25 protein-coding genes are annotated in these 25,861 nt (G+C 37.6%); 23 read left to right on the top strand and 2 right to left on the bottom strand.

Annotated features, from left to right (window positions below; all coding sequences use genetic code 11):
- Nucleotides 1-9: 9 nt before the first annotated feature.
- Complete coding sequence (locus H7U01_RS04030; RefSeq protein WP_002886986.1) at nt 10-612, bottom strand: NADPH-dependent FMN reductase; 603 nt, start codon at nt 610-612, stop codon at nt 10-12.
- Nucleotides 613-818: 206 nt separating this feature from the next.
- Between H7U01_RS04030 and H7U01_RS04025 the strand changes: the two genes are divergently transcribed.
- From H7U01_RS04025 to H7U01_RS04005, 5 genes are all read left to right on the top strand, one after another.
- Nucleotides 819-1,265: a dUTP diphosphatase gene (locus H7U01_RS04025; RefSeq protein ID WP_175057814.1), complete on the top strand. Its 447-nt coding sequence runs from the start codon at nt 819-821 to the stop codon at nt 1,263-1,265.
- 9 nt (nt 1,266-1,274) lie between these two features.
- Entirely contained in the window at nt 1,275-1,742 is a 468-nt protein-coding gene (locus H7U01_RS04020) for an isochorismatase family protein (RefSeq protein WP_201041165.1), read from the top strand.
- Nucleotides 1,739-3,100 (top strand): DNA repair protein RadA, encoded by a 1,362-nt coding sequence (gene radA / locus H7U01_RS04015; RefSeq protein WP_201041205.1) that lies wholly within the window; start codon nt 1,739-1,741, stop codon nt 3,098-3,100. Before H7U01_RS04020 ends, radA begins: the two co-directional genes overlap by 4 nt.
- An 87-nt stretch (nt 3,101-3,187) precedes the next feature.
- Nucleotides 3,188-3,883 (top strand): TIGR00266 family protein, encoded by a 696-nt coding sequence (locus tag H7U01_RS04010; protein ID WP_002885783.1) that lies wholly within the window; start codon nt 3,188-3,190, stop codon nt 3,881-3,883.
- Between the two features lie 150 nt (nt 3,884-4,033).
- Nucleotides 4,034-4,531, top strand: a complete 498-nt coding sequence (locus H7U01_RS04005) for a beta-class carbonic anhydrase (protein ID WP_002885818.1) — start codon at nt 4,034-4,036, stop codon at nt 4,529-4,531.
- Between the two features lie 95 nt (nt 4,532-4,626).
- Here the strand turns inward: H7U01_RS04005 and H7U01_RS04000 are convergent, their stop codons facing one another.
- Nucleotides 4,627-4,980, bottom strand: a complete 354-nt coding sequence (locus H7U01_RS04000; protein WP_002885872.1) for a DUF3397 domain-containing protein — start codon at nt 4,978-4,980, stop codon at nt 4,627-4,629.
- Between the two features lie 171 nt (nt 4,981-5,151).
- Here H7U01_RS04000 and rplK point away from each other — a divergent pair, with 171 nt between their 5' ends.
- The 18 genes from rplK (at nt 5,152) to tgt (ending at nt 25,489) form a co-directional block, all read left to right on the top strand.
- A complete protein-coding gene (gene rplK, locus H7U01_RS03995) occupies nt 5,152-5,577 on the top strand; it encodes a 50S ribosomal protein L11 (protein WP_002885648.1) in 426 nt (141 codons plus the stop codon).
- Between the two features lie 99 nt (nt 5,578-5,676).
- A complete protein-coding gene (rplA, locus tag H7U01_RS03990) occupies nt 5,677-6,366 on the top strand; it encodes a 50S ribosomal protein L1 (RefSeq protein WP_002885800.1) in 690 nt (229 codons plus the stop codon).
- 180 nt (nt 6,367-6,546) lie between these two features.
- On the top strand, nt 6,547-8,517 hold the full coding sequence (locus H7U01_RS03985) for a peptide ABC transporter substrate-binding protein (RefSeq protein ID WP_037611118.1): 1,971 nt from the start codon (nt 6,547-6,549) through the stop codon (nt 8,515-8,517).
- A gap of 235 nt (nt 8,518-8,752) precedes the next feature.
- Nucleotides 8,753-10,207 (top strand): glutamate--tRNA ligase, encoded by a 1,455-nt coding sequence (gltX, locus tag H7U01_RS03980; RefSeq protein ID WP_037611119.1) that lies wholly within the window; start codon nt 8,753-8,755, stop codon nt 10,205-10,207.
- A gap of 450 nt (nt 10,208-10,657) precedes the next feature.
- Nucleotides 10,658-11,965, top strand: coding sequence for a GHKL domain-containing protein (locus H7U01_RS03975; RefSeq protein ID WP_002885760.1), 1,308 nt, complete (start codon nt 10,658-10,660; stop codon nt 11,963-11,965).
- Nucleotides 11,966-12,024: 59 nt separating this feature from the next.
- Complete coding sequence (locus tag H7U01_RS03970; protein ID WP_014635088.1) at nt 12,025-12,915, top strand: hypothetical protein; 891 nt, start codon at nt 12,025-12,027, stop codon at nt 12,913-12,915.
- Between the two features lie 21 nt (nt 12,916-12,936).
- Nucleotides 12,937-14,217, top strand: coding sequence for a hypothetical protein (locus H7U01_RS03965; RefSeq protein ID WP_073950620.1), 1,281 nt, complete (start codon nt 12,937-12,939; stop codon nt 14,215-14,217).
- 23 nt (nt 14,218-14,240) lie between these two features.
- Complete coding sequence (locus H7U01_RS03960; protein WP_021144662.1) at nt 14,241-15,557, top strand: GHKL domain-containing protein; 1,317 nt, start codon at nt 14,241-14,243, stop codon at nt 15,555-15,557.
- A gap of 1 nt (nt 15,558) precedes the next feature.
- Nucleotides 15,559-16,302, top strand: a complete 744-nt coding sequence (locus H7U01_RS03955; RefSeq protein WP_049545218.1) for a response regulator transcription factor — start codon at nt 15,559-15,561, stop codon at nt 16,300-16,302.
- A gap of 941 nt (nt 16,303-17,243) precedes the next feature.
- Nucleotides 17,244-18,443, top strand: a complete 1,200-nt coding sequence (locus tag H7U01_RS03950; protein ID WP_201041164.1) for an argininosuccinate synthase — start codon at nt 17,244-17,246, stop codon at nt 18,441-18,443.
- Between the two features lie 326 nt (nt 18,444-18,769).
- Nucleotides 18,770-20,155, top strand: a complete 1,386-nt coding sequence (gene argH / locus H7U01_RS03945) for an argininosuccinate lyase (RefSeq protein WP_002891959.1) — start codon at nt 18,770-18,772, stop codon at nt 20,153-20,155.
- Nucleotides 20,156-20,239: 84 nt separating this feature from the next.
- Entirely contained in the window at nt 20,240-20,575 is a 336-nt protein-coding gene (rnpA, locus tag H7U01_RS03940; RefSeq protein ID WP_037601516.1) for a ribonuclease P protein component, read from the top strand.
- A gap of 114 nt (nt 20,576-20,689) precedes the next feature.
- Nucleotides 20,690-21,496, top strand: a complete 807-nt coding sequence (locus tag H7U01_RS03935; RefSeq protein WP_064523431.1) for a membrane protein insertase YidC — start codon at nt 20,690-20,692, stop codon at nt 21,494-21,496.
- An 11-nt stretch (nt 21,497-21,507) separates the two neighbouring features.
- A complete protein-coding gene (jag, locus tag H7U01_RS03930) occupies nt 21,508-22,551 on the top strand; it encodes an RNA-binding cell elongation regulator Jag/EloR (protein WP_064523428.1) in 1,044 nt (347 codons plus the stop codon).
- 105 nt (nt 22,552-22,656) lie between these two features.
- Complete coding sequence (locus tag H7U01_RS03925; protein WP_064523425.1) at nt 22,657-23,253, top strand: TetR/AcrR family transcriptional regulator; 597 nt, start codon at nt 22,657-22,659, stop codon at nt 23,251-23,253.
- Nucleotides 23,250-23,813, top strand: a complete 564-nt coding sequence (locus H7U01_RS03920) for an NAD(P)H-dependent oxidoreductase (protein WP_064523422.1) — start codon at nt 23,250-23,252, stop codon at nt 23,811-23,813. The genes H7U01_RS03925 and H7U01_RS03920 overlap by 4 nt, the downstream gene beginning before the upstream one ends.
- A gap of 194 nt (nt 23,814-24,007) precedes the next feature.
- Complete coding sequence (gene rpmH, locus H7U01_RS03915) at nt 24,008-24,142, top strand: 50S ribosomal protein L34 (RefSeq protein ID WP_002885866.1); 135 nt, start codon at nt 24,008-24,010, stop codon at nt 24,140-24,142.
- A 204-nt stretch (nt 24,143-24,346) separates the two neighbouring features.
- On the top strand, nt 24,347-25,489 hold the full coding sequence (gene tgt / locus H7U01_RS03910) for a tRNA guanosine(34) transglycosylase Tgt (protein ID WP_037600045.1): 1,143 nt from the start codon (nt 24,347-24,349) through the stop codon (nt 25,487-25,489).
- Nucleotides 25,490-25,861: the final 372 nt, after the last annotated feature.

Raw genomic sequence — 25,861 nt, 5'->3', positions numbered from 1 at the left:
TCTCCTGTCCTATAGGCTTTCCCAGTCGAAGTCTTCAGCTTCTTTATGTAATAACTCTGTAGCATGTGAGAGTTTACCAGTAATTTTGACGTAGAGACGGAAGTCATCGAAAATAGCATCTAATTTTTTGATGACATCGAGGTCAACTAAATCGCCGTTGCTATCAAAAGCTTGAAGGGAATGTGAAAGCAAGAATTCGTCTGGAAGCACATTAGCTTTGATTTCTGGAGCATTCAAAATTTGACGAAGTTGTAGCTGTGCACGAGAAGCTCCTAGAGTTCCATAAGATGCTCCTGTAATCATAACAGGCTTATTCAAAAGAGGGAAAACACCGTATGAGACCCAAGCTAAAGCATTCATGAGAACAGCTGGAATTGAGTGGTCATACTCAGGTGTTCCAATAATAACCCCATCAGCCTCATCGATTTTTTTAACGATTTCAAGGACACTTTCTGGCAATTGTTTGTTAGCGGGTTTGTTAAAGACAGGGAGGTCTTTGATTTCAACAAGTTCGATGTCTGCCTTATCTGCAAAATGTTTCTGAATATATTGCAATAATTGTCTATTAGTTGAACGTTTTGAATTCGTACCAACAAGTCCGATGAATTTCATGACAATTCTCCTTAAAAGTATTATATCTATTATTATGTTAGCGTTTTCCTAGTTAAAAGTCAATCTTCGTTTAATGAGAAAGTGATTAGACTATTACCTTTGTCATCTTATTTCGAATAGATTATAATGGGATAGATTTAAAAGTCTGAAGCTAGCATGGCTAGTTTTACAAGAATTAATTTATAGATGTATCGAAAGGAAAAATAATGACAAAAATTCGTGGATTTGAACTTGTATCAACCTATACCAATCAGGACTTGCTTCCAAAACGGGAGACAGCCCATGCAGCTGGCTACGACTTAAAGGTGGCAGAGCGCACAGTGATTGCACCAGGAGAAATCGTCCTCGTCCCAACTGGGGTCAAGGCTTATATGCAAGCGGGTGAGGTGCTATATCTTTATGATCGTTCTTCTAATCCTCGCAAAAAAGGTCTGGTCTTGATCAACTCTGTTGGAGTTATTGATTGCGATTACTATGGAAATCCAGGGAATGAGGGTCACATCTTCGCCCAGATGAAAAATATTACGGATCACCCCGTGACTCTTGAAGTTGGCGAACGCATCGTTCAAGGTGTCTTTATGCCCTTCTTAATTGTAGATGGAGATGAAGCTGACGGTGTTCGTACAGGTGGTTTCGGATCGACAGGGAAATAGAGAAAGAATATGGCAGACTATTTATTAGTTGTAGATATGCAGTCAGACTATGTTGCTGTAGGAAAAGCATATCATGAAGAACTGACTGTAGCTGTAAATGACAAAATTGCCAGCTATCCCAGTGACCGGGTTATCTATATTCTCAACCGTTTTTTCTGGGAGAGAAAAGATAGAAAGAAGAAATTTGCGACCGGCTTGCTGCTTGTATCTTCTCGTATCTTTGAGAAGCGTCGGGCTTCTTGCTTTACCAATCTGGATTTAAAAGAGTTTCTGGAGGGGAATGCTGCTAGAAGCATAGAGTTTATAGGGGTAGATGGCAATGGCTGTGTCAAGGCTTCCGTTTTGGCAGCTGTCAAGGAGAATTATCAGGTTTCTGTCGATTTGTCTGCTGTCGGAGTTGTCAACCAGAAGAAATTTCAAAATACATTGCATAAGTGGCATTCTGTCGGAGTAATCGTAGAAGGAGAATTATCATAGCAAAGAAAAAATCAACTTTTGTTTGTCGAGAATGTGGCTACAATTCGCCCAAATATCTAGGGCGCTGTCCCAACTGTTCTTCTTGGTCCTCTTTTGAAGAAGAGGTTGAGATGCAGGAGGTGAGAAATGCCCGTGTCAGTTTGACGGGTGAAAAGTCTAAACCAACTAAATTAAAAGAAGTATCCTCAATCAATTATGCCCGCATAAAGACTGATATGGACGAGTTTAACCGTGTTTTAGGTGGCGGTGTGGTTCCGGGCAGTCTGGTTCTTATTGGAGGAGATCCAGGGATAGGGAAATCAACCCTCCTCTTACAGGTGTCAACGCAACTGGCTAACAAGGGTACGGTCCTCTATGTATCTGGAGAAGAATCTGCCGAGCAAATCAAATTGCGGAGCGAACGTTTAGGTGATATTGATAACGAATTTTATCTTTATGCTGAGACCAATATGCAAGCGGTTCGCAGTCAAGTAGAGGCCATCAAACCGGATTTCCTCATTATCGACTCTATTCAGACCATCATGAGTCCAGAGATTTCTGGCGTTCAAGGTTCTGTTTCTCAGGTTCGTGAAGTCACTGCTGAACTTATGCAGATTGCCAAAACCAATAACATCGCCACATTTATTGTTGGGCATGTGACCAAGGAGGGACAACTGGCTGGACCACGTATGTTGGAACACATGGTGGATACTGTGCTCTATTTTGAGGGAGAACGTCATCATACCTTCCGTATTTTGCGAGCAGTCAAAAACCGTTTTGGTTCAACTAATGAGATTGGGATTTTTGAGATGCAGTCTGGTGGTTTGGTAGAAGTGCTAAATCCTAGCCAAGTTTTCTTAGAGGAACGCCTAGACGGAGCCACAGGTTCTGCCATTGTTGTAACAATGGAAGGTAGCAGACCTATCTTAGCTGAAGTTCAAGCCTTGGTGACCCCAACCGTCTTTGGTAATGCCAAGCGGACAACAACAGGACTGGATTTTAACCGCGTCAGCCTCATTATGGCTGTTTTAGAGAAACGTTGTGGCCTTCTTCTCCAAAATCAAGATGCTTATTTAAAATCAGCTGGTGGTGTCAAATTGGACGAGCCGGCTATTGACCTTGCTGTTGCCGTTGCCATTGCTTCTAGTTACAAGGAGCTTCCAACCAATCCACAAGAAGCCTTTATAGGAGAAATTGGCTTGACCGGAGAGATACGCCGAGTAACTCGCATTGAACAGCGTATTAATGAAGCTGCTAAACTAGGTTTTACTAAGATTTATGCTCCCAAAAATTCTCTGCACGGCATGAAAATTCCAGAAGGTATCCAGGTGGTTGGCGTTACGACAGTGGGAGAAGTACTCAAAAAAGTCTTTTCTTAAAAAAGTGATAAAAAAGTCAATTTGAAAACGTTTGCAAAATTATATCTCCAATGCTATACTTTTCATAAGGATAGGGAGGTATTTATTATGCAATTTTTCACAGACAGCAACATGCAATTCCCTTTAGTAGAGTTATCTCTTAATCAAGGTGAAACAGTCTTTATCCAGCGTGGCAGTATGGTATATCACACACCAAATGTGACACTGAGTACCAAATTGAATGCCAGTGGATCAGGTCTAGGTCGCTTTGTAAAAGCCGTTGGGCGTTCAATGGTTTCGGGCGAAAGTAGCTTTATTACTCAGGTTGTCTCACAGTCCAATAACGGTTATATAGCCTTGGCCCCTGATTCTCCTGGTCAAGTGATTCCACTTTATTTAGGTGAAAAACAGTACCGACTAAATGACGGTGCCTTTCTAGCACTTGATGGCACAGCTTACTATACAATGGAGCTCCAGTCAGTTGGTAAGGCTATTTTTGGTGGTCAGGGTGGTTTCTTTGTGATGACAACCCAAGGTCAAGGAACACTCTTGGCGAATGCCTACGGTTCTATTAAAAAAATTGAGCTAAACAACCAAGAAGTGACTATTGATAATGCTCATGTCGTTGCCTGGAGTCAGACACTTGATTACAATATTCACTTGGAAAATGGTTTCTGGCAGTCTATTGGGACAGGAGAGGGTGTTGTGAATACCTTTAGAGGAACAGGTGAAATTTATGTTCAAAGTCTCAATCTTCAAACCTTTGCAGGCTTGCTTAATAGATACTTACCAAAACGTTCATAGTATAAATTGAAGGAGAGTGGATGCTTGTTAGCATCTATTCTCCTTTTTATATTGCGAACTCAATAGCTGACAAGTTAATAAAAAGATGATAAGATAGTGTTTAAATAATTTGATAGTCAAATTATTTTCTTCATTAGAAAGTGAGTTATTATGTCTTATTTTGAAAACTTTCTCAATGCCAACAAAGCCTATGTTGACCTCCACGGGACAGCCCATCTTCCCTTGAAACCAAAGACTAAGGTGGCTATTGTGACTTGTATGGATTCACGCCTTCACGTTGCCCAGGCCTTGGGGTTGGCCCTAGGTGACGCTCATATTTTGCGTAATGCGGGTGGTCGTGTGACGGAAGATATGATTCGTTCTTTGGTCATTTCTCAACAACAGATGGGGACACGAGAAATCGTAGTTCTTCACCATACAGATTGTGGTGCTCAGACCTTTAAGAACGACGAGTTTACCGCCTATCTCAATAAGGAACTTGGTGTTGATGTTTCTGATCAAGATTTTCTTCCATTCACAGATGTAGAAGAGAGTGTTCGTGAAGATATGGCTATTCTTCGTCAGTCACCGCTTATCCCTGAGGATGTTATCATCTCCGGTGCGGTTTATGATGTAGATACTGGTCGAATGACTCAAGTTCATCCCTAATACCGAAAAGTTTAGCAGGCATGATTGCCTGCTTTTTTCATGGTTTGACATAAAAAAACTCAGCATAAAATATAAATGCTGAGTTAATCTAGTTTTTAAGAAACGATAAAAATGAGAATCACAGTCCCTAAATAGAAAAGACTGGTGATAAAAAAGCTGATACGCCAGAATAACTTAAGAAAACGTTTAAACTTGAAAGATTGTGTTTTTCTTAGCATCTGAATTGTGATAATTATAGCCGCCAAGGATAATAAGATAGTGATGTAAGGCAGAAAGCTATGGGTGAAGAAACGGGCTGACACAGCAACCACCTCAATAAAATAAAGTGGGAAGGTAAGGTCAGCAAAATTAAGCCCGAGGTATTTTAAACTAAAGAATCGGTGGATGATAAAAGCAAAGATAGGTGTTAAAATCAAAAAAGCTATAGCAAAGAATTTATATAGAATCATAAGTCTATTTTACCTCGAAAAGTCCTTTATGTAAATTTTTTCCTAAACTTAATAAGAAATTCTTGCATCTAAAAAGAATTTCTGTATAATAGATAAGGTATGTAAAAACATACTTGTGGGAGGTAACAAAACTTACTTACCGCCAAAACCACAATAGGAGGAAATTACAAAATGGCTAAAAAAGTCGAAAACATCGTAAAACTTCAGATTCCTGCTGGTAAAGCGACTCCAGCTCCACCAGTTGGACCAGCTCTTGGTCAAGCCGGAATCAACATCATGGGATTCACTAAAGAGTTTAACGCTCGTACAGCTGATCAAGCTGGTATGATCATCCCAGTTGTTATCTCTGTGTATGAAGATAAATCATTTGATTTCATCACTAAAACACCACCAGCTGCTGTTCTTTTGAAAAAAGCTGCAGGTGTTGAAAAAGGTTCAGGTACTCCAAACTCAGTTAAAGTTGCTTCAGTAACTCGTGCACAAGTACAAGAAATTGCTGAAACTAAAATGCCTGACTTGAACGCTGCAAACATCGAATCAGCTATGCGTATGATCGAAGGTACTGCACGTTCAATGGGATTCACTGTTACTGACTAATTCAGTTAACAAGAAAACCACAGACGTCGTCTCACTTCGCTGAGTGACGTGGAAGATGAAAGTCGTTATGACCACATTACACAAGGAGAAATAATTAACATGGCTAAAAAAAGCAAACAAATGCGTGCTGCTCTTGAGAAAATCGACAGCACAAAAGCTTACAGCGTAGAAGAAGCTGTAGCTCTTGCACAAGAAACTAACTTCGCAAAATTCGATGCTACTGTTGAAGTATCATACAACCTTAACATCGACGTTAAGAAAGCTGACCAACAAATCCGTGGAGCAATGGTATTGCCAAACGGTACTGGTAAAACTCAACGCGTTCTTGTATTTGCTCGTGGTGCTAAAGCTGAAGAAGCTAAAGCAGCAGGTGCTGACTTCGTTGGTGAAGACGAACTCGTTGCTAAAATCAACGGTGGATGGCTTGACTTTGACGTTGTTGTTGCAACACCAGATATGATGGCAATCGTTGGTCGTCTTGGACGTGTCCTTGGACCACGTAACTTGATGCCAAACCCTAAAACTGGTACAGTAACTATGGACGTTGCTAAAGCAGTTGAAGAGTCTAAAGGTGGTAAAATCACTTACCGTGCTGATAAAGCAGGTAACGTACAAGCTATCATCGGTAAAGTTTCATTCGAAACTGAAAAATTGGTTGAAAACTTCAAAGCATTTAACGATGCAATCCAAAAAGCTAAACCAGCTACAGCGAAAGGTACTTACATCACAAACCTTTCAATCACTACTACACAAGGTGCTGGTATCAAAGTTGATCCTAACTCATTGTAAGAGTAGTAAAAAACCTATCTTCGGATAGGTTTTTTTTCTTACTCTAGGCACGAAATTTGAGTAGAAAATAAAAAATATTCAGAAAGTAGTGCTGCTTTTTCGAATTTATGGTATAATTTAAACGTATACACATAATTATTGATTTTGAACTTTTTACGTTGCGAATTAAGGAGGCAATGAATGAAAAAGAGTAAGGTATTTTTACTAGCAGCCGTAGGCCTATTATCTGTAGGTGTTTTAACGGCTTGCTCATCATCAAGTAAGACATCTGGTAAGACTTATAATTATGTTTACGGTGGTGATCCTGCAACCCTAGACTATGTTTCTACAAATAAGAAAAACATGACGACAGCCGTTAGTAACGGTGTTGATGGTCTGTTTGAAAATGACCAATATGGGAATCTAAAACCTTCTGTCGCTGAAAACTGGTCTGTTTCTCAAGATGGTTTGACATATACTTACAAGATTCGTAAGGGTGTCAAATGGTACACTTCAGACGGCGAAGAGTATGCCAATGTAACAGCTAAAGACTTTGTAACAGGTCTTAAGCATGCTGCTGATACTAATTCTGAAGCGATTTATTTGCTACAAAACTCTGTTAAGGGCTTGAATGATTACCTGTCAGGTGCCAACAAGGACTTCTCAAATGTAGGTATCAAAGCAGTTGATGATTACACTTTGCAATATACGCTTAGTCAACCAGAACCTTACTGGAATTCAAAATTGACCTACTCAGTTACTTGGCCTGTTAATGAAGATTTCTTGAAATCTAAAGGTAAAGACTTTGGTAAGTCAACAGACCCAACATCTATTCTTTATAACGGTCCATATCTTCTTAAATCTTTGACAACGAAGTCATCTATTGAGTTCACCAAGAATGAAAACTATTGGGATAAGGATAATGTCTATTTTGATACAGTCAAATTGACTTACGATGATGGTACAGACCAAGAATCCTTGGAACGTAACTTCACTGATGGAGTCTATAACTTAGCTCGTCTATACCCAACTAGCTCAAACTATTCTAAAGTTGAAAAACAGTACAAAGACAATATTTTCTATACACAACCTGGAGCAGCTGTAGAAGGTGTCGGTATTAATATCGATCGTCAAACTTATGACCATACATCTAAAGAAAATGATCAGCAAAAGACATCAACTAAGACAGCTCTTCTTAACAAAGATTTCCGTCAAGCATTAGGTTTTGCTATTGACCGTACGAATTATGCTGCACAACTTAACGGTAAAGAGGGTGGTAGTACTGCCGTTCGTAATATCTATGTTAAACCAGACTTTGTTCAAGCAGATGGTAAGGACTTCGGAACAATGGTAATGGATCAACTTCCAGCTTATGGTGATGAGTGGTCTGGTGTGAATCTTGCAGATAGTCAAGATGGTCTTTATAATCCAGAAAAAGCTAAGGCTGAATTTGCTAAAGCCAAAGAAGCTCTTCAAGCAGAAGGGGTTCAGTTCCCAATCCATTTGGATGTTCCTGTCAATCAGTCAAATAAAATCTTTGTGAACCAAGTGCAGTCACTTAAACAATCTATTGAATCAGCTCTTGGAAAAGATAATGTTGTACTTGATCTTCACCAATTGTCAACTGATGATTTCTATAACATTACCTACTCTGCTTCAAATGCAGCGGCAGAGGATTGGGATTTGTCAGTAGGTGTGGCTTGGGAGCCTGATTACCTTGATCCATCAACTTATCTTGATGTTTTGAAGACTACAAATAGTGAAAATACTAAATCTTTCATGGGTTATGACGATCCAAATAGTCAAGCGGTTCAAAAAGTAGGTCTTAAAGAATATGACCAATTGGTTGATGATGCTTCTAAGGAAACAACAGACTTGACGGCTCGTTATGAAAAATATGCAAAAGCTCAGGCATGGTTGACGGATAGTGCACTTTATATCCCAACGACTACTTATAACGGTGCAGCCGCTGTAGTTTCTCGTATTAAGCCATTCTCAGGAGCTTATGCTCAAGCTGGTGATAAAGGTTCTACATACTACTTTAAGTATCTTAAATCTCAAGATGATATTGTGACTAAGAAACAATACGATTCAGCTTATAAAGATTGGCTTAAAGAAAGAGCGAAATCTAATGATAAAGCTCAAAAAGATCTTGCCAAACACGTTAAGTAATCTATCGAAAACGTCTACCTTTAGGTAGTCGTTTTTTTAACAAAATTTCTCGAACCACCCCTAGATTGTGATATAATAAGAAAGATTGGTACTCGCTTCTAGATTTTTATTTGGAAAGTTTGGGGGATAGAGTTGCCTACTGGTACTTATCATCTTAAGTTAGTCCTAAGAAAGGGACTTTAGGCTCAATAGGTATCCAAAGACTGAAGAATGAAACATAAAAAGGAGATTTATCTTGGCTAAAGATATCCGCGTTCGTTACGCACCAAGTCCAACAGGGCTTCTACACATTGGTAATGCTCGTACAGCATTGTTTAACTACCTTTATGCACGTCATCATGGCGGTACATTTATTATCCGTATTGAAGATACTGACCGTAAACGTCACGTTGAAGATGGTGAGCGTTCACAGCTTGATAACTTGCGTTGGTTGGGAATTGACTGGGATGAAAGTCCTGAAACACACGAAAACTATCGTCAATCAGAACGTTTACCGCTTTACCAAAAATATATTGATCAACTTTTGGCAGAAGGTAAAGCCTATAAGTCATACGTAACTGAAGAAGAGTTAGCTGCAGAGCGTGAACGTCAAGAAGCAGCTGGTGAAACTCCTCGTTACATTAACGAGTTCCTTGGCATGACTGAAGAAGAAAAAGCTGCCTACATCGCAGAACGTGAAGCGGCAGGTATTGTACCTACAGTTCGTTTGGCGGTTAATGAGTCAGGGATTTATAAATGGCATGATATCGTTAAGGGAGATATCGAATTTGAAGGTGGTAATATCGGTGGTGATTGGGTTATCCAGAAGAAAGATGGCTACCCAACTTACAACTTTGCGGTAGTTGTTGATGACCATGATATGCAAATTTCACACGTTATCCGTGGAGATGACCATATTGCCAATACACCAAAACAACTCATGGTTTATGAAGCTCTTGGTTGGGAAGCACCTGAGTTTGGACACATGACCCTTATCATCAATTCTGAAACTGGTAAGAAGTTGTCTAAACGTGACACTAACACCCTTCAATTTATCGAAGATTATCGTAAAAAAGGTTACCTTCCAGAAGCAGTCTTTAACTTCATTGCTCTTCTTGGTTGGAATCCTGGCGGTGAAGACGAAATCTTTTCTCGTGAAGAACTCATTAAACTTTTTGATGAAAACCGTCTAAGCAAGTCACCAGCGGCCTTTGACCAGAAAAAATTGGACTGGATGAGTAACGACTACATTAAGAATGCAGATTTCGATAAGGTCTTTGCTCTTTGCAAACCTTTCTTGGAAGAAGCTGGTCGTTTGACAGATAAAGCTGAAAAATTAGTGGAACTCTACAAACCACAAATGACAGCAGCAGAAGAAATTGTCCCTCTTACAGATCTCTTCTTTGAAGATTTCCCAGAATTGACAGAGGCTGAAAAAGAAGTTATGGCTGGTGAAACAGTACCAACAGTACTTAAAGCCTTTAAAGCCAAACTCGAAGCTATGTCTGATGATGAGTTTGTTGTTGAAAACATTTTCCCACAAATTAAGGCTGTTCAAAAAGAAACAGGAATCAAAGGGAAAAATCTCTTCATGCCAATTCGTATTGCTGTTTCAGGAGAAATGCACGGTCCAGAATTGCCAGATACTATTTTCTTGCTCGGACGTGAAAAATCAATCAAACATATTGATCAAGTTCTTGCAACACTATAAAAACAAACCCAACAATTGTTGGGTTTTCGAATGCACATAAGCGATATGTCAATGATTATATGATAATTGCTAAACCTATTTTGTAATATAATGATGATATTTCGTAACCATATCATCATTTTAAAAACTTTAAATTAGTTTTATAATAGATTGGTAATAAAAATTAGGGAGGAGTGAGCATTATGAGAAGATTTGGTTGGTATTTCTACTACGTTATTGGCATGTACCCATAAAAAGAGGTAATGAGTCAGTTAAAGAGCTTAGTTTTTCTAAGCTCTTTTTATGTTTATGAAAAGTAAGGGATATGTGGGGTCGTCTGATGTTAGCTTGCTCTGAATCAGGAAAAAATAGCTTTATATTTTTAGCTTTTTCTAATAGGAGTGACGCTAAATTATATATTTATGTTACAATAAAGTAGGTTGATTTTGAAAGGAAGGGGGGAGTCTAGAGATGATCGTTTTATTTACGGTTCTACGTCTATTGGCTATTTTAATTGTTAGTCACGATATGTCAGGTTTACTCAAAACTTGGAAGAGTAAATGCTGGTTTATCGCAGGGAGTCTCTTGCTCTCTCTATTTGTTGGAGGCATTACAGGGTCGCTCTTAGCACTTTTGTTCTGCTATCTTTTCTTAAATAAAATATCAAGTAGTGAAAAGAATTCTTTTCTTTTCACCTTTTTGCCGTGGGTTTTTGTTGAAGTCACCTCGAAACTGCTTCAACTTTATTTTTTCCCATGGATTTTTCAAATTAATTATTTACAGGTCAAAGACACCCCAGTACTCATTGCTTTGTCTTATCTCTTGATTTACCCAATTTTTCATCTGATTGTCAAAGTGTTCTTTATTGACTTTGGTGCTCTCAATGTTATGGGAAATAACCATACTTACCAAGTTAGACAACGCTTATTGGTTGGGGTGACTCTGGCTTATATTATTTTATCTTTAATTATTTTCTATGCTAGTAACATCTTTCCTTACACAGGCCTCTTTATTTATTTAGCAGGCAGTATTACGGTTGTCTACTCCATCCTCTTTATTTTGCTCTTTGCTCAGCTTAATATTTATTCTAAGAGAAGAGTGAAGGATCAGTTGGCTGAAGAAATGGCTAGACACGAGGAAAGTTTAGAAGAATATAGCCACCGTTTAGAAAAACTCTATAATGATATTTCTCAGGTGAAGAAGGATTATCTCGAAGGGCTTAAAACAATGGAGGTTAGTATCCAACGTCGAGACTTACCTGCTTTGAAACAAGAGTATGCAGAACTTTTAGAGAAATCTGGTAATAGCTTAACGTTATCAAATTATGAATTATCACGTTTGATCAACTTAGAAATCACATCTCTCAAGAGTCTCTTTTCTGCTAAAGTGCTTGAGGCAGAGAACTTAGGAATTAAGGTTAACTTGGAGTTGCCAGATGTCATATCGTCAACTCAGATAGAGGCCTTAGATTTGGTTGTGATTTCTTCTGTCTTCTTAAATAATGCTATTGAGTCGGCGGTGGATTCTGAAGATCCTACTTTAACTATATCTTTCTTTAAAAATCAAGGTTATCTTATCTTGGTTATTGACAATACAACCAGAGAAGAACGTATTCCTGTGTCAAGGATTTTTGATGAAGGGGTTTCTAGCAAAGGTGAAGGCCGAGGGCTTGGTTTGTCTAAGGTCGCAGATATACTTAATCGCTATCCAAAAGTAAATCTTGAGACTCGTAGTTGTGACCATCATTTTACACAGGTCCTCTCTTTTCAGGATAATTGATAAATCAAAGATACTATTTGTGGGGAATAGGATAAGGGAAATAGAAAGGGGAAAAGCATATGCAACTTGCGATTGATGGCCTTATTGCTTTGGTTGTTGTCGTTTCACATCTTGTGATTTTAGCTAGAATGGCTTATCTAGATGTTTTTACTTACCGTTACATTCCTTATGTAATCGTAGTAACTGCCGTTAAGTGGTTAGCCAAGGTGCTATGGCAAATTGACATTCCAGATGCAATCTATCTCCTAGTCTTTATTTTTATTGAAAAACCTCAGGCTCTACGAGAAGAAAAGTATTTTTATGCTTTCTTTGCCCCTGTCTTTTGGACTTTGATTACAAGTTTCTTTAGTTTTTATCTTTTCCGAGTTTTCTTTAATAAGCCGGTCGAGTTGGTTCCAAACCATTTAGGAATCCTGGCTGTAGATAGTGTTGTTCTTCCCTTCTTTCTAGGCTTGCAAAAAATGTTTGGTTTAGATAGCTTCTTCCAGGAACCCTATCAGGACTTGCAGGATAAATATAAGAGCATGCTCTTGCAAGTTGATCTTATTTTAATTATCAGTTATCTGCTTATCCTCTTTAAACAGGAGATATTCTCCTTGCTTCTGAGTCAGACCTACCTCCCAGGTTACCCTCAAATTTATATTTGGGTTGGTTTCCTTATACACATGTATATTCTTGTTCGTTTTGTTTCCTACGGTAAAGACGTACGAGATAGCAAAATTCTCAGAGAACAAGAGGAGCACTTGAGGAGTCTGGAAGCTTATAATGAAAAAATCGAAACTGCCTATAAGAGTGTACGTTCGTTTAAACATGATTATGAAAACATACTCATTAGTATGCAGACAAGTATTGATAGTGGGGATTTTGACCTTATTGAACAAACCTATCAGGATATTTTGAAAAAGGCAGGTCAAGAACTCATTGAAGAAGATGACGAAAATGTCTCTTGAGTATAAACAGGAAATATTATCATGAACTTACAGCTTTGGACCATGGTATCCCTTGAAAATAGTATTATTCAGATTATTAGTTTTCATATTACCTGGTTTATTTATAAAAAACTAACAAGGAGCACATTAGCTTACTGGAAAGTATTTTGTTTAAGTCTCTTAGGTATAGTGGTATCACTTGGTAAAGGTGATGGCTTCTATTATCAAGTTGTTATCTTTTTAGCTTTGGCCTTAAAGGAACGGCGGGAACATCGTTTGACGCTCTGGGCAAGCCTCTTTTTTGGAGCCTTCTCGGTTCTTTTTACAGATTTATTTGCGACTTTTACCCCATTTTATGTATTCAATAATCTGTTCACAAATATGACCTTGGGTGAGATTCAAGAAAACTTCTTGCTTAAATTGTTATCTTATGTGATGATTTACCCATTCTTTCTCTATATCAATTATCTTTCCAGTTCAGATGTTGATAAGGTCAAGGAATTGATTTATTCACGTGGTCGTGAACGTCTGTTGATAGCCGTTGATCTGACCTTTGCACTCTACATTATTTGTAGTACTCTTTTGGTATCAACAGGTAGTGATGTGGGAGGGCCAATTTTTATTGCGATGGCAGTTTATCTCCTAATGGTAACAACCTTGAACCGCTATTCTCATAAATTTGTCAGAGAACGTAGTAAGGAAGCTGTGGAGACTTATGTCTATAACTTGGAAGTCTATAATAAGCATATTGAGGATCTTTTTACAAAAGTAAAACCTATTGAAAAAGATTTTGAGAGTCTTTTGGTAGCTCTTGAGACCCCATTGGCTAAAAATCAATTATCAGAAGTTTTATCCGTTTATCATGAGCATTTGAATCATCTTAAACTTGATAATTTGGACTTAAATGATAAGTTGGCTCCTCTGTTTGAGATTCCTTATCCGGTATTAAGAAGTTGGATTGTAAACCAAATCATTCCTTTGGAACAAAAAGGTATCACCGTTAGGCTGGATGTCAATGTTGATGCTTATCCTAACAATTTAAATATTGCAGTTCTTATTGGAGTTTTAGAACGTTGCATGAATTTAGCTGAAAAACTTTGGGCCAAGGAGCCGGAGACAGATATTGGTTTCCTTATTCAACAGAATGAGCATGGTAATCTCAGCTTTATTCTTGAGAATACCAATCAGGAAGCTGATCCGAAACTCGATGGTAGTCTGGCTATTAGTCGTGATTTTGCCCAGTTTTGCTGGTCAAACGGTATCGGTTTAACAAATAAAAAAGAATTATTTAAAACCTATCAAATTGTCACGGTAGGACTATAATCGTAGAAAGGAGAGGGATAACTATGCTGGGTAACATCCTATTTCAAATTTTGATGTTTATCATTATTTGGGATATCTACTTACGTATTGGTGGACAAAACACTAATCTTAAAAATCGTATACTTTATTTGTTATTTGATGTTGCTCTATGCATTTGGGGACAACTCATTGGACGCTATATAGGCATAGTACCTCCCTTAGTAGCCATTGTAACATTGACATTTAGTTACCAATTGAATAAAAGTGTCACCTCCGTAGAGCGCTTTTTTCTAGGTTTTTACCCAGTGGTACTAGTCGATTTGGCAAGACGTTTTTTGGCTACTTTCTTCTTTCCACCGATACTTGGCATAACTGTTGATACTTTAAACACTAATATTTGGTGGTCTATGGTACCACTTTCCTTCGTCATGTTGACGGTCAGAATAGTAGATTTTATTTTACGTCTAGATTTTACAGATATCTTGAAAGTTGCTGCCCAACAAGAAAAAAAGAACCGTCTGGGTTTGGTCAACATGCTTCTTTTGCTTTATTATTTAGTTATCTTTTTAGTGTCGACATTTGATACTTATTTTCCAGAGTTACATCTTGAGAGTAGATTTAGGTTGCCATTAGTAATGGGATATCTCTACTTACTCCTCTTTGTACTTGGTGCTGTAAACCAGTTTGCTAAGGAGAAAATAGAGCAGGATTTAGCGATGAAGCAGGCTAACTATCTTGATGATTTGAAGCGTGAGAATACTAGGGTAGAAGGTTTGTATAGAGACTTGATGCATGTTCGCTCTAACTATAATTTCCTACTTAATAATCTGAGAGATATTGAAAGAACAGGGGATATTCGTTCTTATAAAAAAGATTTGGTTGATCTTTATGTCAATCGAGATCAGCATAGTTTTTCAACTCAGGTCACTGATTTGGATAATATCCAAAATCCAAGTATTCATAGTCTACTTTCATCAAAATATCATGAAGCTCAGATGCATCGCCTCAATATTCATGCAGAGATTCCAGATCCAGTGATTCATAACTATCTAACTGATTTAGATTTAGCTGTTGTTTTGGGTCACCTCATGGATAATGCTATTGATGGTGCTCGTAAAGCCAGTGAAGGTTTTATTAGTCTGGCCTATTTTGATGAAGAGGATTGCCAGAGTTTTATTATTGAAAGTACAATTGCAGAAGAGCAAGTGCCACTTTCAATGATGAGTACCCAGCTTTCTCATCCTGAGGGTGGTATAGGTGTTAATGCTGTTCAAGATATTTTGGAACGTTATCCGAACACGTCCTTCTCTGTCCGTAGTCAGAATCATAAAATGATGCAAATACTAGAAATGAGGCCCTAATATGAATATATACATTTTAGAAGATGACTTAATGCAGCAAACACGTATTAGTGACATCATCAGAGAATTGGTTTCAGAGGGCACGTTTTCCGTACGAAAACTTGAAGTTTTTTCTAAACCTCACAAACTATTGTCCAGTATCAATGAAAAGGGCAACCATCAGGTTTTCCTTTTAGATATCGATATTGATGGTGAGCGAAAGAAGGGGCTAGAAGTCGCCTCAGAAATTCGCCAACAAGATGCTAATGCGGTTATTATTTTTGTGACAACTCACTCAGAGTTTGCACCGATTAGTTTTAAATACAAGGTTTCTGCGTTAGATTTTATTGATAAGACAGTTTCTAATGCAGAGTTCAAACAACAACTAAAACAAACATTGACTTTTGTAAATCAAAAAGTTGGAGATGTGGATGATGATGAGATATTTGTGTTTGAAACAGCACAGTCTCGAATCCAAGTCCCTATGAGAGATATTTATTATTTTGCGACTGCTGTGACACCTCATAAGGTGATGCTGATTACCAAAACAGAGCGTTTGGAGTTTTATGCCAATCTTGGAGATATTACTTCGGTGAATAAAAAACTCTTTTCTTGTCATCGTTCGTTTTTAGTTAATTTGGATAATATTTCTCGTATTGATAAGAGTCAGTTGATGATTTACTTTGAGAATGGCGATTCTTGTCCAGTTTCACGTTTGAAAATGAAGGCCTTGCTTAAAAAATGGTCAGATGTAAAAGAACATTAGTCATCGACTAATGTTCTTTTTAGTCTAAAAAAGCATGTGTTTATTTTATAGGTGATTGATTATCTTATAGGTGAGCAAATTCTGTAAAAACACAAAATAGATGTCCTTTAGTGATGGAATTTAGAGATTTATAAAAAAATAACTAAAAAAAATGCAGTTCAGGATGAAAAAACGACATTCTATGAAATCGTGTAGACAATTAAATTGAAAAAAGTTATTATGTAATCAAGATATGTGATTCGGAAATGAGACATCGTCAATCTTATTGAAATCTACATACACTTTATGAAAATAAATAATGTACTTTTATATAACTTTTTCCTAATCCCCATTTTTTATTGGCCGCTCGTCCAATTACATATCTTTTTTATAGAAATTAATAGGCTTGAGAAATCAAGCCTTTTTTGTTTTTAAGGGGATTAGTGCAGATTAGGATAAAAAAATACATTCTGTGAGTGAAATTCGACATTTTAGGAAATGAAGATATACATTTGGGGATTGCATGCTATAATGTAATCAAGGTTAGAGAGCAAGAAGAATGTATGGTTTAAGTTAGTCCCTTAAACATAATAATTTCCCTCATTCATTCTATCTAAAATTGCTGTTGTGTTCTCTACCGATGATGCTGTTGTTCAAAAGGTCTGTACTTTGTACAGGCCTTTTGGCATTTTAGAAGATAAATAGTTAAAGATGCTTTTGAATCTATTTGTATAGTTTCAAAAGTGTTTTTTATTTTTCATCACCTTTTGCATAAAAATCAATAAAAATTAAGAATTAGGCACTTTTTAGGTCAAAATAGTAAATAAAAACAAATAAAAACGAAATAAATATAAAAAAATAACAAAAAAGTGTTGACAAGTGAATAAATATGCAATATAATAAATCTCGTAAGGTTGATAGAGATAGCAACCGTAAGAAAATATAAGAAAAGAGAAAATATTATGTCAAAAGAGAAAGTTATTCTTGCCTATTCGGGAGGTCTTGATACCTCAGTCGCTATTACATGGCTTAAAAAAGATTACGATGTTATCGCTGTTTGTATGGATGTCGGTGAAGGTAAAGATCTTGAGTTCATCCATGACAAAGCTTTGACAGTTGGAGCTATCGAGTCATACGTGCTTGATGTCAAAGATGAGTTTGCTGAAGACTATGTGCTTCCAGCACTTCAGGCTCACGCTTACTATGAACAAAAATATCCTTTGGTTTCAGCGCTTAGCCGTCCAATTATTGCTAAAAAATTAGTTGAGATTGCTCATGAAACAGGAGCAACAACTATCGCTCACGGTTGTACTGGTAAAGGTAATGACCAAGTTCGTTTCGAAGTTGCCATTGCTGCCCTAGATCCAAGTCTTAAAGTAGTAGCGCCAGTGCGTGAATGGAAATGGTCTCGTGAGGAAGAAATTGAGTATGCTAAGGCTAATGGTGTTCCAGTTCCAGCAGACCTTGATAATCCTTACTCAGTCGATCAAAACCTTTGGGGACGTGCTAACGAGTGTGGTGTTCTTGAAAATCCTTGGAATCAAGCTCCAGAAGAAGCTTTTGGAATTACTAATTCACCAGAGTCTGCACCAGATGAAGCTGAATATGTCGATGTAACCTTCAAAGAAGGGAAACCAGTTGCCCTTAACGGTAAAGAAATGAAATTGGCTGACCTTATCCAAGAAATGAATGTTATTGCTGGCAAACATGGTGTTGGACGTATCGACCACGTTGAGAATCGTCTTGTGGGTATCAAGTCACGTGAAATTTATGAATGCCCAGGAGCTATTGCGCTTTTGACAGCTCATAAAGAAATTGAGGACCTAACTTTGGTACGTGAAGTTTCTCATTTCAAACCAATTCTTGAAAATGAATTGTCAAACCTTATCTACAATGCTTTGTGGTTTAGTCCGGCAACAGAAGCTATCATTGCTTATATTAAGGAAACACAAAAAGTTGTTAATGGTATCGCTAAAGTAAAACTTTACAAAGGGCATGCTCAAGTAGTAGCACGTCAATCAGCTAATTCATTGTATGATGAAAACTTGGCTACTTACACATCAGCGGACAGCTTTGATCAGGATGCTGCGATTGGATTTATCAAGCTTTGGGGGCTTCCAACACAGGTAAATTCTCAAGTTAACCATCCGTTTGACAATTAATGACAGATTTCATAAGAAAAGCAGGATATGAGAAGGAAAATTCTTAATATCAGATAAAAGTGGACAGGGAGCCACATCTGATACTCTTTTCTTATAACTTATATTATTATCGTTAAGGCGTTCTGAGAGGCGTCACGAGCCTAAATAAACTACGACAGAGATCGAGATTTAGGAAAACAAGTGTCCAGAGAGACAAATTAAGCTAGACAAATACTATCTAGCTTTTTTCATTTAAGTTATTGTGACCTAAGAGGTCGTTGCTTGTTATAAGTATTAAGAAAGGATGGAAGATTATCTCAGTGTAGGGAAATCTTCAAAATAAAACTATGGCAGAAAATCATAAACTATGGGGCGGTCGGTTCGAAGCTAGTCTTGAAAAATGGGTAGAAGAATTTGGTGCTTCAATCTCCTTTGACCAAAAGATGGCAGAGTTTGACCTTAAAGGGTCTATTGCCCATGTCACTATGCTTGGTGAGACAGGAATTATTACTAAAGAGGAAGCTTTACAAATTAAACAGGGCTTGGAAGAGCTGCTTGAGGAATATAAGGCTGGTAAACTAGAATTCGATGTTTCCAATGAAGATATTCATATGAATATGGAGAGCCTTTTAACAGCTAAAATTGGACCAGTAGCAGGAAAACTTCATACAGCACGTTCACGTAACGACCAAGTGGCAACGGATATGCACTTGTATCTGAAAGCTAAATTAGTGGAAGTTATTGAGAAGCTTGATAATTTACGTGGTACTTTAGTCAACCTAGCAGACAAACATACCTACACAATTATGCCAGGCTACACCCACTTGCAGCATGCACAACCGATTTCTTTTGGTCACCACTTGATGGCTTATTACAACATGTTTACACGTGATGCCGAACGTTTTGAATTTAATATCAAGCATACGGATATTTCTCCACTTGGAGCTGCTGCACTGGCAGGAACAACTTTCCCAATTGATCGTAATATGACATCTGACTTAATGGGCTTCGCAAAGCCATATAGCAATTCCTTGGATGCTGTTTCTGATCGTGACTTTATTCTCGAATTCTTGTCAAACTCAAGTATTCTAATGATGCATATGACACGTATTTGTGAAGAAATCATTAACTGGTGTTCTAACGAGTTTAAGTTTGTGACTCTATCAGATACTTTTTCAACAGGCTCTTCCATTATGCCTCAAAAGAAAAACCCAGATATGGCAGAACTAATTCGTGGAAAATCAGGTCGTGTCTATGGCAATCTGATTGGATTATTGACTGTGATGAAGTCATTACCTTTAGCCTACAATAAAGATCTCCAAGAAGATAAAGAAGGTATGTTTGATACGGTAGAAACGATTACTGTTGCTATTGATATTCTCGCAGGTATGCTCAATACAATGACTGTTAACGACAAGCATATGGCAGAATCAACAGAGAAAGATTTTTCAAATGCTACAGAGTTGGCTGATTATCTTGCGTCTAAAGGACTTCCATTCCGTGAAGCACATGAGATTGTTGGAAAACTTGTCCTTGAGTGTACCAAAGCTGGTTATTATCTTCAGGATGTTCCTCTCGAACGTTATCAAGGAGTTTCAGATTTAATTGAAGAGGACATCTATGAGACGCTTAAATCTCATACAGCTGTTGAACGTCGTCATTCCCTTGGTGGAACTGGTTTTGACCAGGTTAAATGGCAAATCAAAGAAGCTCAAAAAGCTCTAAAAAAATAAGTCTCTAAGGCCCTAACCATAAGGTTTTGGGCTTTTTTGCTATTTATGATATAATAGTACTAATTTTGAGTTTGGAGTCGCATTTTGAAAAAATCTTATCGCGTTAAGAAAGAGAAAGACTTTAAAGCATTATTTGATGCGGGACACAGTGTTGCTAATCGAAAATTTGTTGTCTACAGTCTGAATCGTGATCTGCCTCATTTTAGAGTAGGTTTGTCGGTCAGTAAGCGTCTTGGTAATGCGGTTACTCGGAATCGGGTAAAACGTCGTCTACGACATGCACTGATGGACATGTCATCTCAGTTAGAACATCAAGATTTTGTCGTTATTGCTCGTAAAGGTGTCGAAGACTTAAGTTATCAAGACATTTATAGCAATCTCGTTCATGTCTTAAAAATAGCAAAGTTATATAAGGACTAGAAAATTATTTTGCTTCTTTATATTGTAGGATAAACTAAGATCATTCCTGATTTTTGAGATAGTCTTAATGAATGGAAGCAAGCAGTTCTTTATCGTATTAAAAAGGAGTTTTTAGTGAAGAAAAAACTTAATTTATCTGTTTTAGGTGCAGGAGTTCTCTTACTTTTGTCCGCATGTGGACGAAGTGATGTTACAAGTCATTCTACAGGCCTTTGGGAACGTCTCATTTTAATGTTTGGGAAGGCTATTCAAGGGCTCTCATTCGGAGGTTCCATTGGATTAGGGATTATCATTTTCACGATCTTAATTCGTGCGGTAATGATTCCTCTTTATAATCGCCAAATTAAGTCAAGCCGTGAACTACAAGAGTTGCAGCCAGAGTTACGTCGCTTGCAGAGTGAGTATCCTGGACGCGAGAATCGTGAAGCTCTTGCTTATGCACAACAAGATCTTTATAAAGAGCATGGTGTAAATCCTTACGCAAGCTTTGTTCCTCTCTTGATTCAATTTCCTATTTTGATGGCTCTTTATGGAGCACTCACGCGAGTGCCAGAATTGCGAGAAGGAACATTCCTCTGGGTTGACCTAGGTCAGAAAGACCCTTACTTTATTCTTCCGATTTTGGCGGCTGCTTTCACCTTCCTTTCAACTTGGTTGACCAATAAGGCAGCTAAAGATCGTAGTGCAATGCTTCTTGTTATGAATATCATGCTTCCAATCTTTATTTTCTGGTTTGGAACTCAGATTTCTTCAGGGGTAGCACTTTATTGGGCGGTTTCAAACGCCTTCCAAGTTATTCAGATTTTGGTTTTTAATAATCCGTTTAAAATCATCGAAGAACGTAATCGTTTGGAAGCGGAAGAAAAAGAACGTAAAGCTAAGATTCGTCGTGCCAAGAAAAAGGCGCATAAACGTAAATAAGGAGGCTTATTATGGTTGTCTATTCTGGACGAACAGTCGAACAAGCTATTGAAAAAGGTTTGAAAGATCTTAATTTACCCCGTATGAGGGCTCATATTAAGGTGATTTCTCGTGAGAAAAAAGGTTTTTTAGGGTTCGGAAAGAAGCCAGCTCGAGTTAGCGTTGAACCAATAAATGAAAAGATAGCTCATGAAGCAGATCAAAACACCGTTAAAGTGGCTCCTGATGCTATAAAACAATTCGACGATTCTGTCGCAAGTCCAAAAGACGAAACGATTGCTTTCAATAAAGTGACAAAACTCGTTACGGTTTCAGATAATAAGGAAATTGCACAAGAAAACTTAAAGCAACCAGTGTCTACAGAGCACCTTGGTGAAGAGCTGCTAGATAAGAAACAGGAGCAACCAAAGGCAACAATTATTCCTCTATCTGTTAAACGTGAGTCATCAGAAGAGGATGCTACAGAATTTATGGCAAGTTCGCTTGAACCTCAACTAGAATCGATCGCTAAAGTTCAGACTCTGGAAACTCCAGAAGGAGATTTCAGTGATTTTGTGGCATCTGAGTTTAGTTCAGATGATTCTTCTGAAAATAATTTAGAAGATATTCAAGCTGCTGCAGATGATGTTTTATCTTATCTCGAAAAAATTATCTATGAAATGGATGTTGATGCTAGCCTAGAGGTTAGTCACAATCGTCGCAATATTATCATTCAGATTGAAACAGACCAGCCTGGTCGTGTTATCGGTTATCATGGCAAGGTTCTCAAGTCTTTACAACTTTTAGCGCAAAATTATTTGCACGATCGTCATTCTAAACGCTTTAGTGTTGTTCTTAATGTTCGTGATTATTTGGAGCAACGCACAGAGACTCTGATTGATTTAGCAGAAAAAACGGCAGCTAAAGTAAAAGAAACAGGCCGAGAGTATGTTATGGATCCAATGACGAATAGCGAACGAAAAATTATCCATAAGGCACTTTCTCAAATTGAAGGGGTTGAAAGTCACTCGGAAGGGGACGATCCTAATCGTTACGTTGTTGTGACAAAAGTATAATTAGAATAGCGTTATTGTTTACAGAAACTAGTCTTATTTGAAGGCTAGTTTTTTTTTGACAATTTAAAGTAGACAGTGTATACTTATATGTAAATAGGAGTCAAAATGAAACGTAATACTGCTGAATTGAAGGAAAAGTTAATCACAACTGGAATTGAGGAGATAAGAATAAGAGGGATCGATCAACTATCTATCCGAACGGTGGCTCAAAAATGCGGAATCACCCATGGAGCACCCTATAAGCACTTTGAAAATAAGGGTGTATATCTTCAGGTAGTTTTAGAGCGTTTATCTGAGATCTTTTTGAAATATCTGACACAAGGAATAGACTCTTCTCTTGATGTAAGGGATCAATTAGTATTAATGGGGTATAATTTTGTGGAATTTGCTCAAAAAGAAACAAACAGTTTTGAGGCCTTATTTATTAAGTTTCCTTTCAATTATATGGAACTAACCCAGAACAGTATCTCTGTTAATGCCCATTTACCAGGATTTGAGCACTTTAAGAGTGTGGTTTTGAAGCTAAAAAGTGAAATGAACATTTCTGGTAGTGAGACAGAAATATTAGTTCATATCTGGAGTTTTATTACTGGATTAGCTGTTTTGGTAAGGAGTCCTATTGGTGATAATTTCAATAGTAACACTATTGAAGAGACTGTTAGTACTATGTTAGACATCTACGTTAAAGGAGCGAAACAATGAAAATCTTAATTATCTACGCGCATCCAAACTCTAAGAGCTACAACGCCTCTATACTAGAGACAGTCAAGGAGAATTTATCGTCTAAACATGAGTTAAAGGTTCTAGATTTGTATAAAGAGCGGTTCGATCCTGTTTTACGCTTTGATACAACGCATAGGAGAAGAGACCTAGCGCACGATGTAGCTATGAAAGACTATCGAGATTTAATAATTTGGGCAGATCAGTTGATTTTTATTTTTCCAATTTGGTGGAGTGGAATGCCGGCTATCTTGAAAGGATTTATTGAACGCGTCTTTGCTGCTAATTTTGCCTATGAAAATACACCCCGTGGATTGGATGGTAAACTGACTGGGAAAGCTTGGATTATTACAACCCACAATACACCAAAGATAGTTCTACCTTTAGTTCAAGATTACAGCAAAGTTCTAAAATTTCAAGTCCTAAAACCTTGTGGTATTAAATCGGTCAAAGTTACCCAGATTTCACCTGTTGAGTATATGGGTGACCATAAGCGAAAAGAGGTGCTCAAGAAAATAGCTAAACTAGCAAGAAGGTTATGAGTAAGCGATGCTATGGGGTTGCGTTGTAGACTACAATTATCACTAGCCTTCGGGTTTCAAAGATATAATGAAATTAATATCTAAGTAATTCTTGACAAGATTAAGCTATTGCTATAAAATAGTATGGTATGTTTAGTAACTGATCAAAAATAGCCGGCTAAACGAATACGAAAATCTATCAGGAGGTATTCAACGTGAAACGTACTTATCAACCAAGTAAAATCCGTCGTCAACGTAAACACGGATTCCGTCACCGTATGTCAACTAAAAATGGACGTCGTGTTCTTGCAGCTCGTCGTCGTAAAGGACGTAAAGTTCTTTCAGCTTAAGACATTATTGAAAGCAACAGTGCTCGAGACTGTTGTTTTTTTGTTTGCTATGAATGTTAGTGTTGGTGTTTGATGGTATTCATCGAGAGTTTGAAAATATAGAGCTGACAATTCTTGTAATTTTTGATAAACTAAAGCGGTTGTGGATAATGACCACTGACTAAAAAATACTTAGGACTGTTTTTCCTAATGTAAGGAGTATAAATGACTGATTTTCCTATTAAATATCGTCTTATAAAGAAAGAAAAACACACAGGAGCACGCCTGGGGGAAATTATCACGCCTCATGGAACTTTTCCAACGCCGATGTTTATGCCTGTAGGCACCCAAGCTACAGTAAAAACGCAATCCCCTGAAGAATTAAAACAGATGGGTTCAGGAATTATTTTGGCCAATACCTATCATTTATGGCTAAGACCTGGTGATGAGCTCGTTGCTAAAGCTGGAGGACTCCATAAATTCATGAATTGGGATCAAGCGATTCTTACAGATAGCGGTGGTTTCCAAGTTTATTCATTGGCAGAAAAACGCAATATTTCTGAAGAAGGTGTAACATTTAAAAATCACCTTAATGGAAGTAAGATGTTTTTATCTCCTGAAAAAGCGATCTCGATTCAGAACAATCTCGGTTCAGATATTATGATGAGCTTTGACGAATGTCCTCAATTTTACCAACCATACGATTATGTGAAAAATTCTATTGAACGGACAAGTCGTTGGGCAGAACGAGGGCTAAAAGCACACCGTCGTCCACATGATCAAGGCCTATTTGGAATTGTGCAGGGAGCAGGTTTTGAAGACCTTCGTAGACAATCTGCACAGGATTTGGTTTCTATGGATTTTCCAGGTTATTCAATTGGAGGTCTTGCGGTTGGAGAAACTCATGAAGAGATGAATGCCGTACTAGACTTTACTGTACCTCTACTACCTGAAAATAAGCCACGTTATCTCATGGGAGTAGGAGCACCAGATAGTTTGATTGACGGTGTTATCCGTGGCGTTGATATGTATGATTGTGTTCTTCCAACTCGAATTGCTCGTAACGGAACTTGTATGACGAGTCAAGGGCGTCTCGTGGTAAAAAATGCGGCGTATGCAGAAGATTTTAGTCCAATAGATCCTGAGTGTGATTGTTATACATGTAAGAATTACACACGTGCTTATGTGAGACATTTGTTGAAGGCAGATGAAACATTTGGAATTCGTCTGACTAGTTATCATAATCTCTACTTCTTGGTAAATTTAATGGCCAAGGTACGACAAGCTATTATAGATGACAATTTACTTGAGTTTCGCCAAGATTTCATTGAAAAATATGGTTATAATGCAAGTAAAAGAAATTTTTAAATAATTTATTTAGCAGTACATAATTGTACTGCTTTATTTTTTTTTTTTTTGAAAAAACCTATTGACAAGTATTGATTTGGGTGATAGGATATAAAAGTTGTCTTAACAGACTTGCCACAAACTTGAAAAGGTTCCAAAACTTTAAAAAAGTTATTGACAAAATAAGTCAGAGATGATATTATAAATAAGCTGTTTCGGAAGGGGCGGCGAACACGAGAAGTAAAAAAACTTCAAAAAAGTGTTGACAAGTTATTCTAGATTTGCTAGAATATAGGAGTTGTCTTAAGAGAGGCAAAGACCTTTGAGAACTGAATAAGAAACCAAGTGCAGGGTTATGATAGAAGAAATTATAACCTGTCAATTTACAAGAAT

The sequence above is a fragment of the Streptococcus sp. 21.1 genome (genome assembly GCF_016648635.1).
In the GTDB taxonomy this organism is placed as follows: Bacteria; Bacillota; Bacilli; order Lactobacillales; family Streptococcaceae; genus Streptococcus.
The sequence above is the reverse complement of the archived record's forward strand: the minus strand, read 5'-3'. Positions and strand labels throughout refer to the sequence as shown.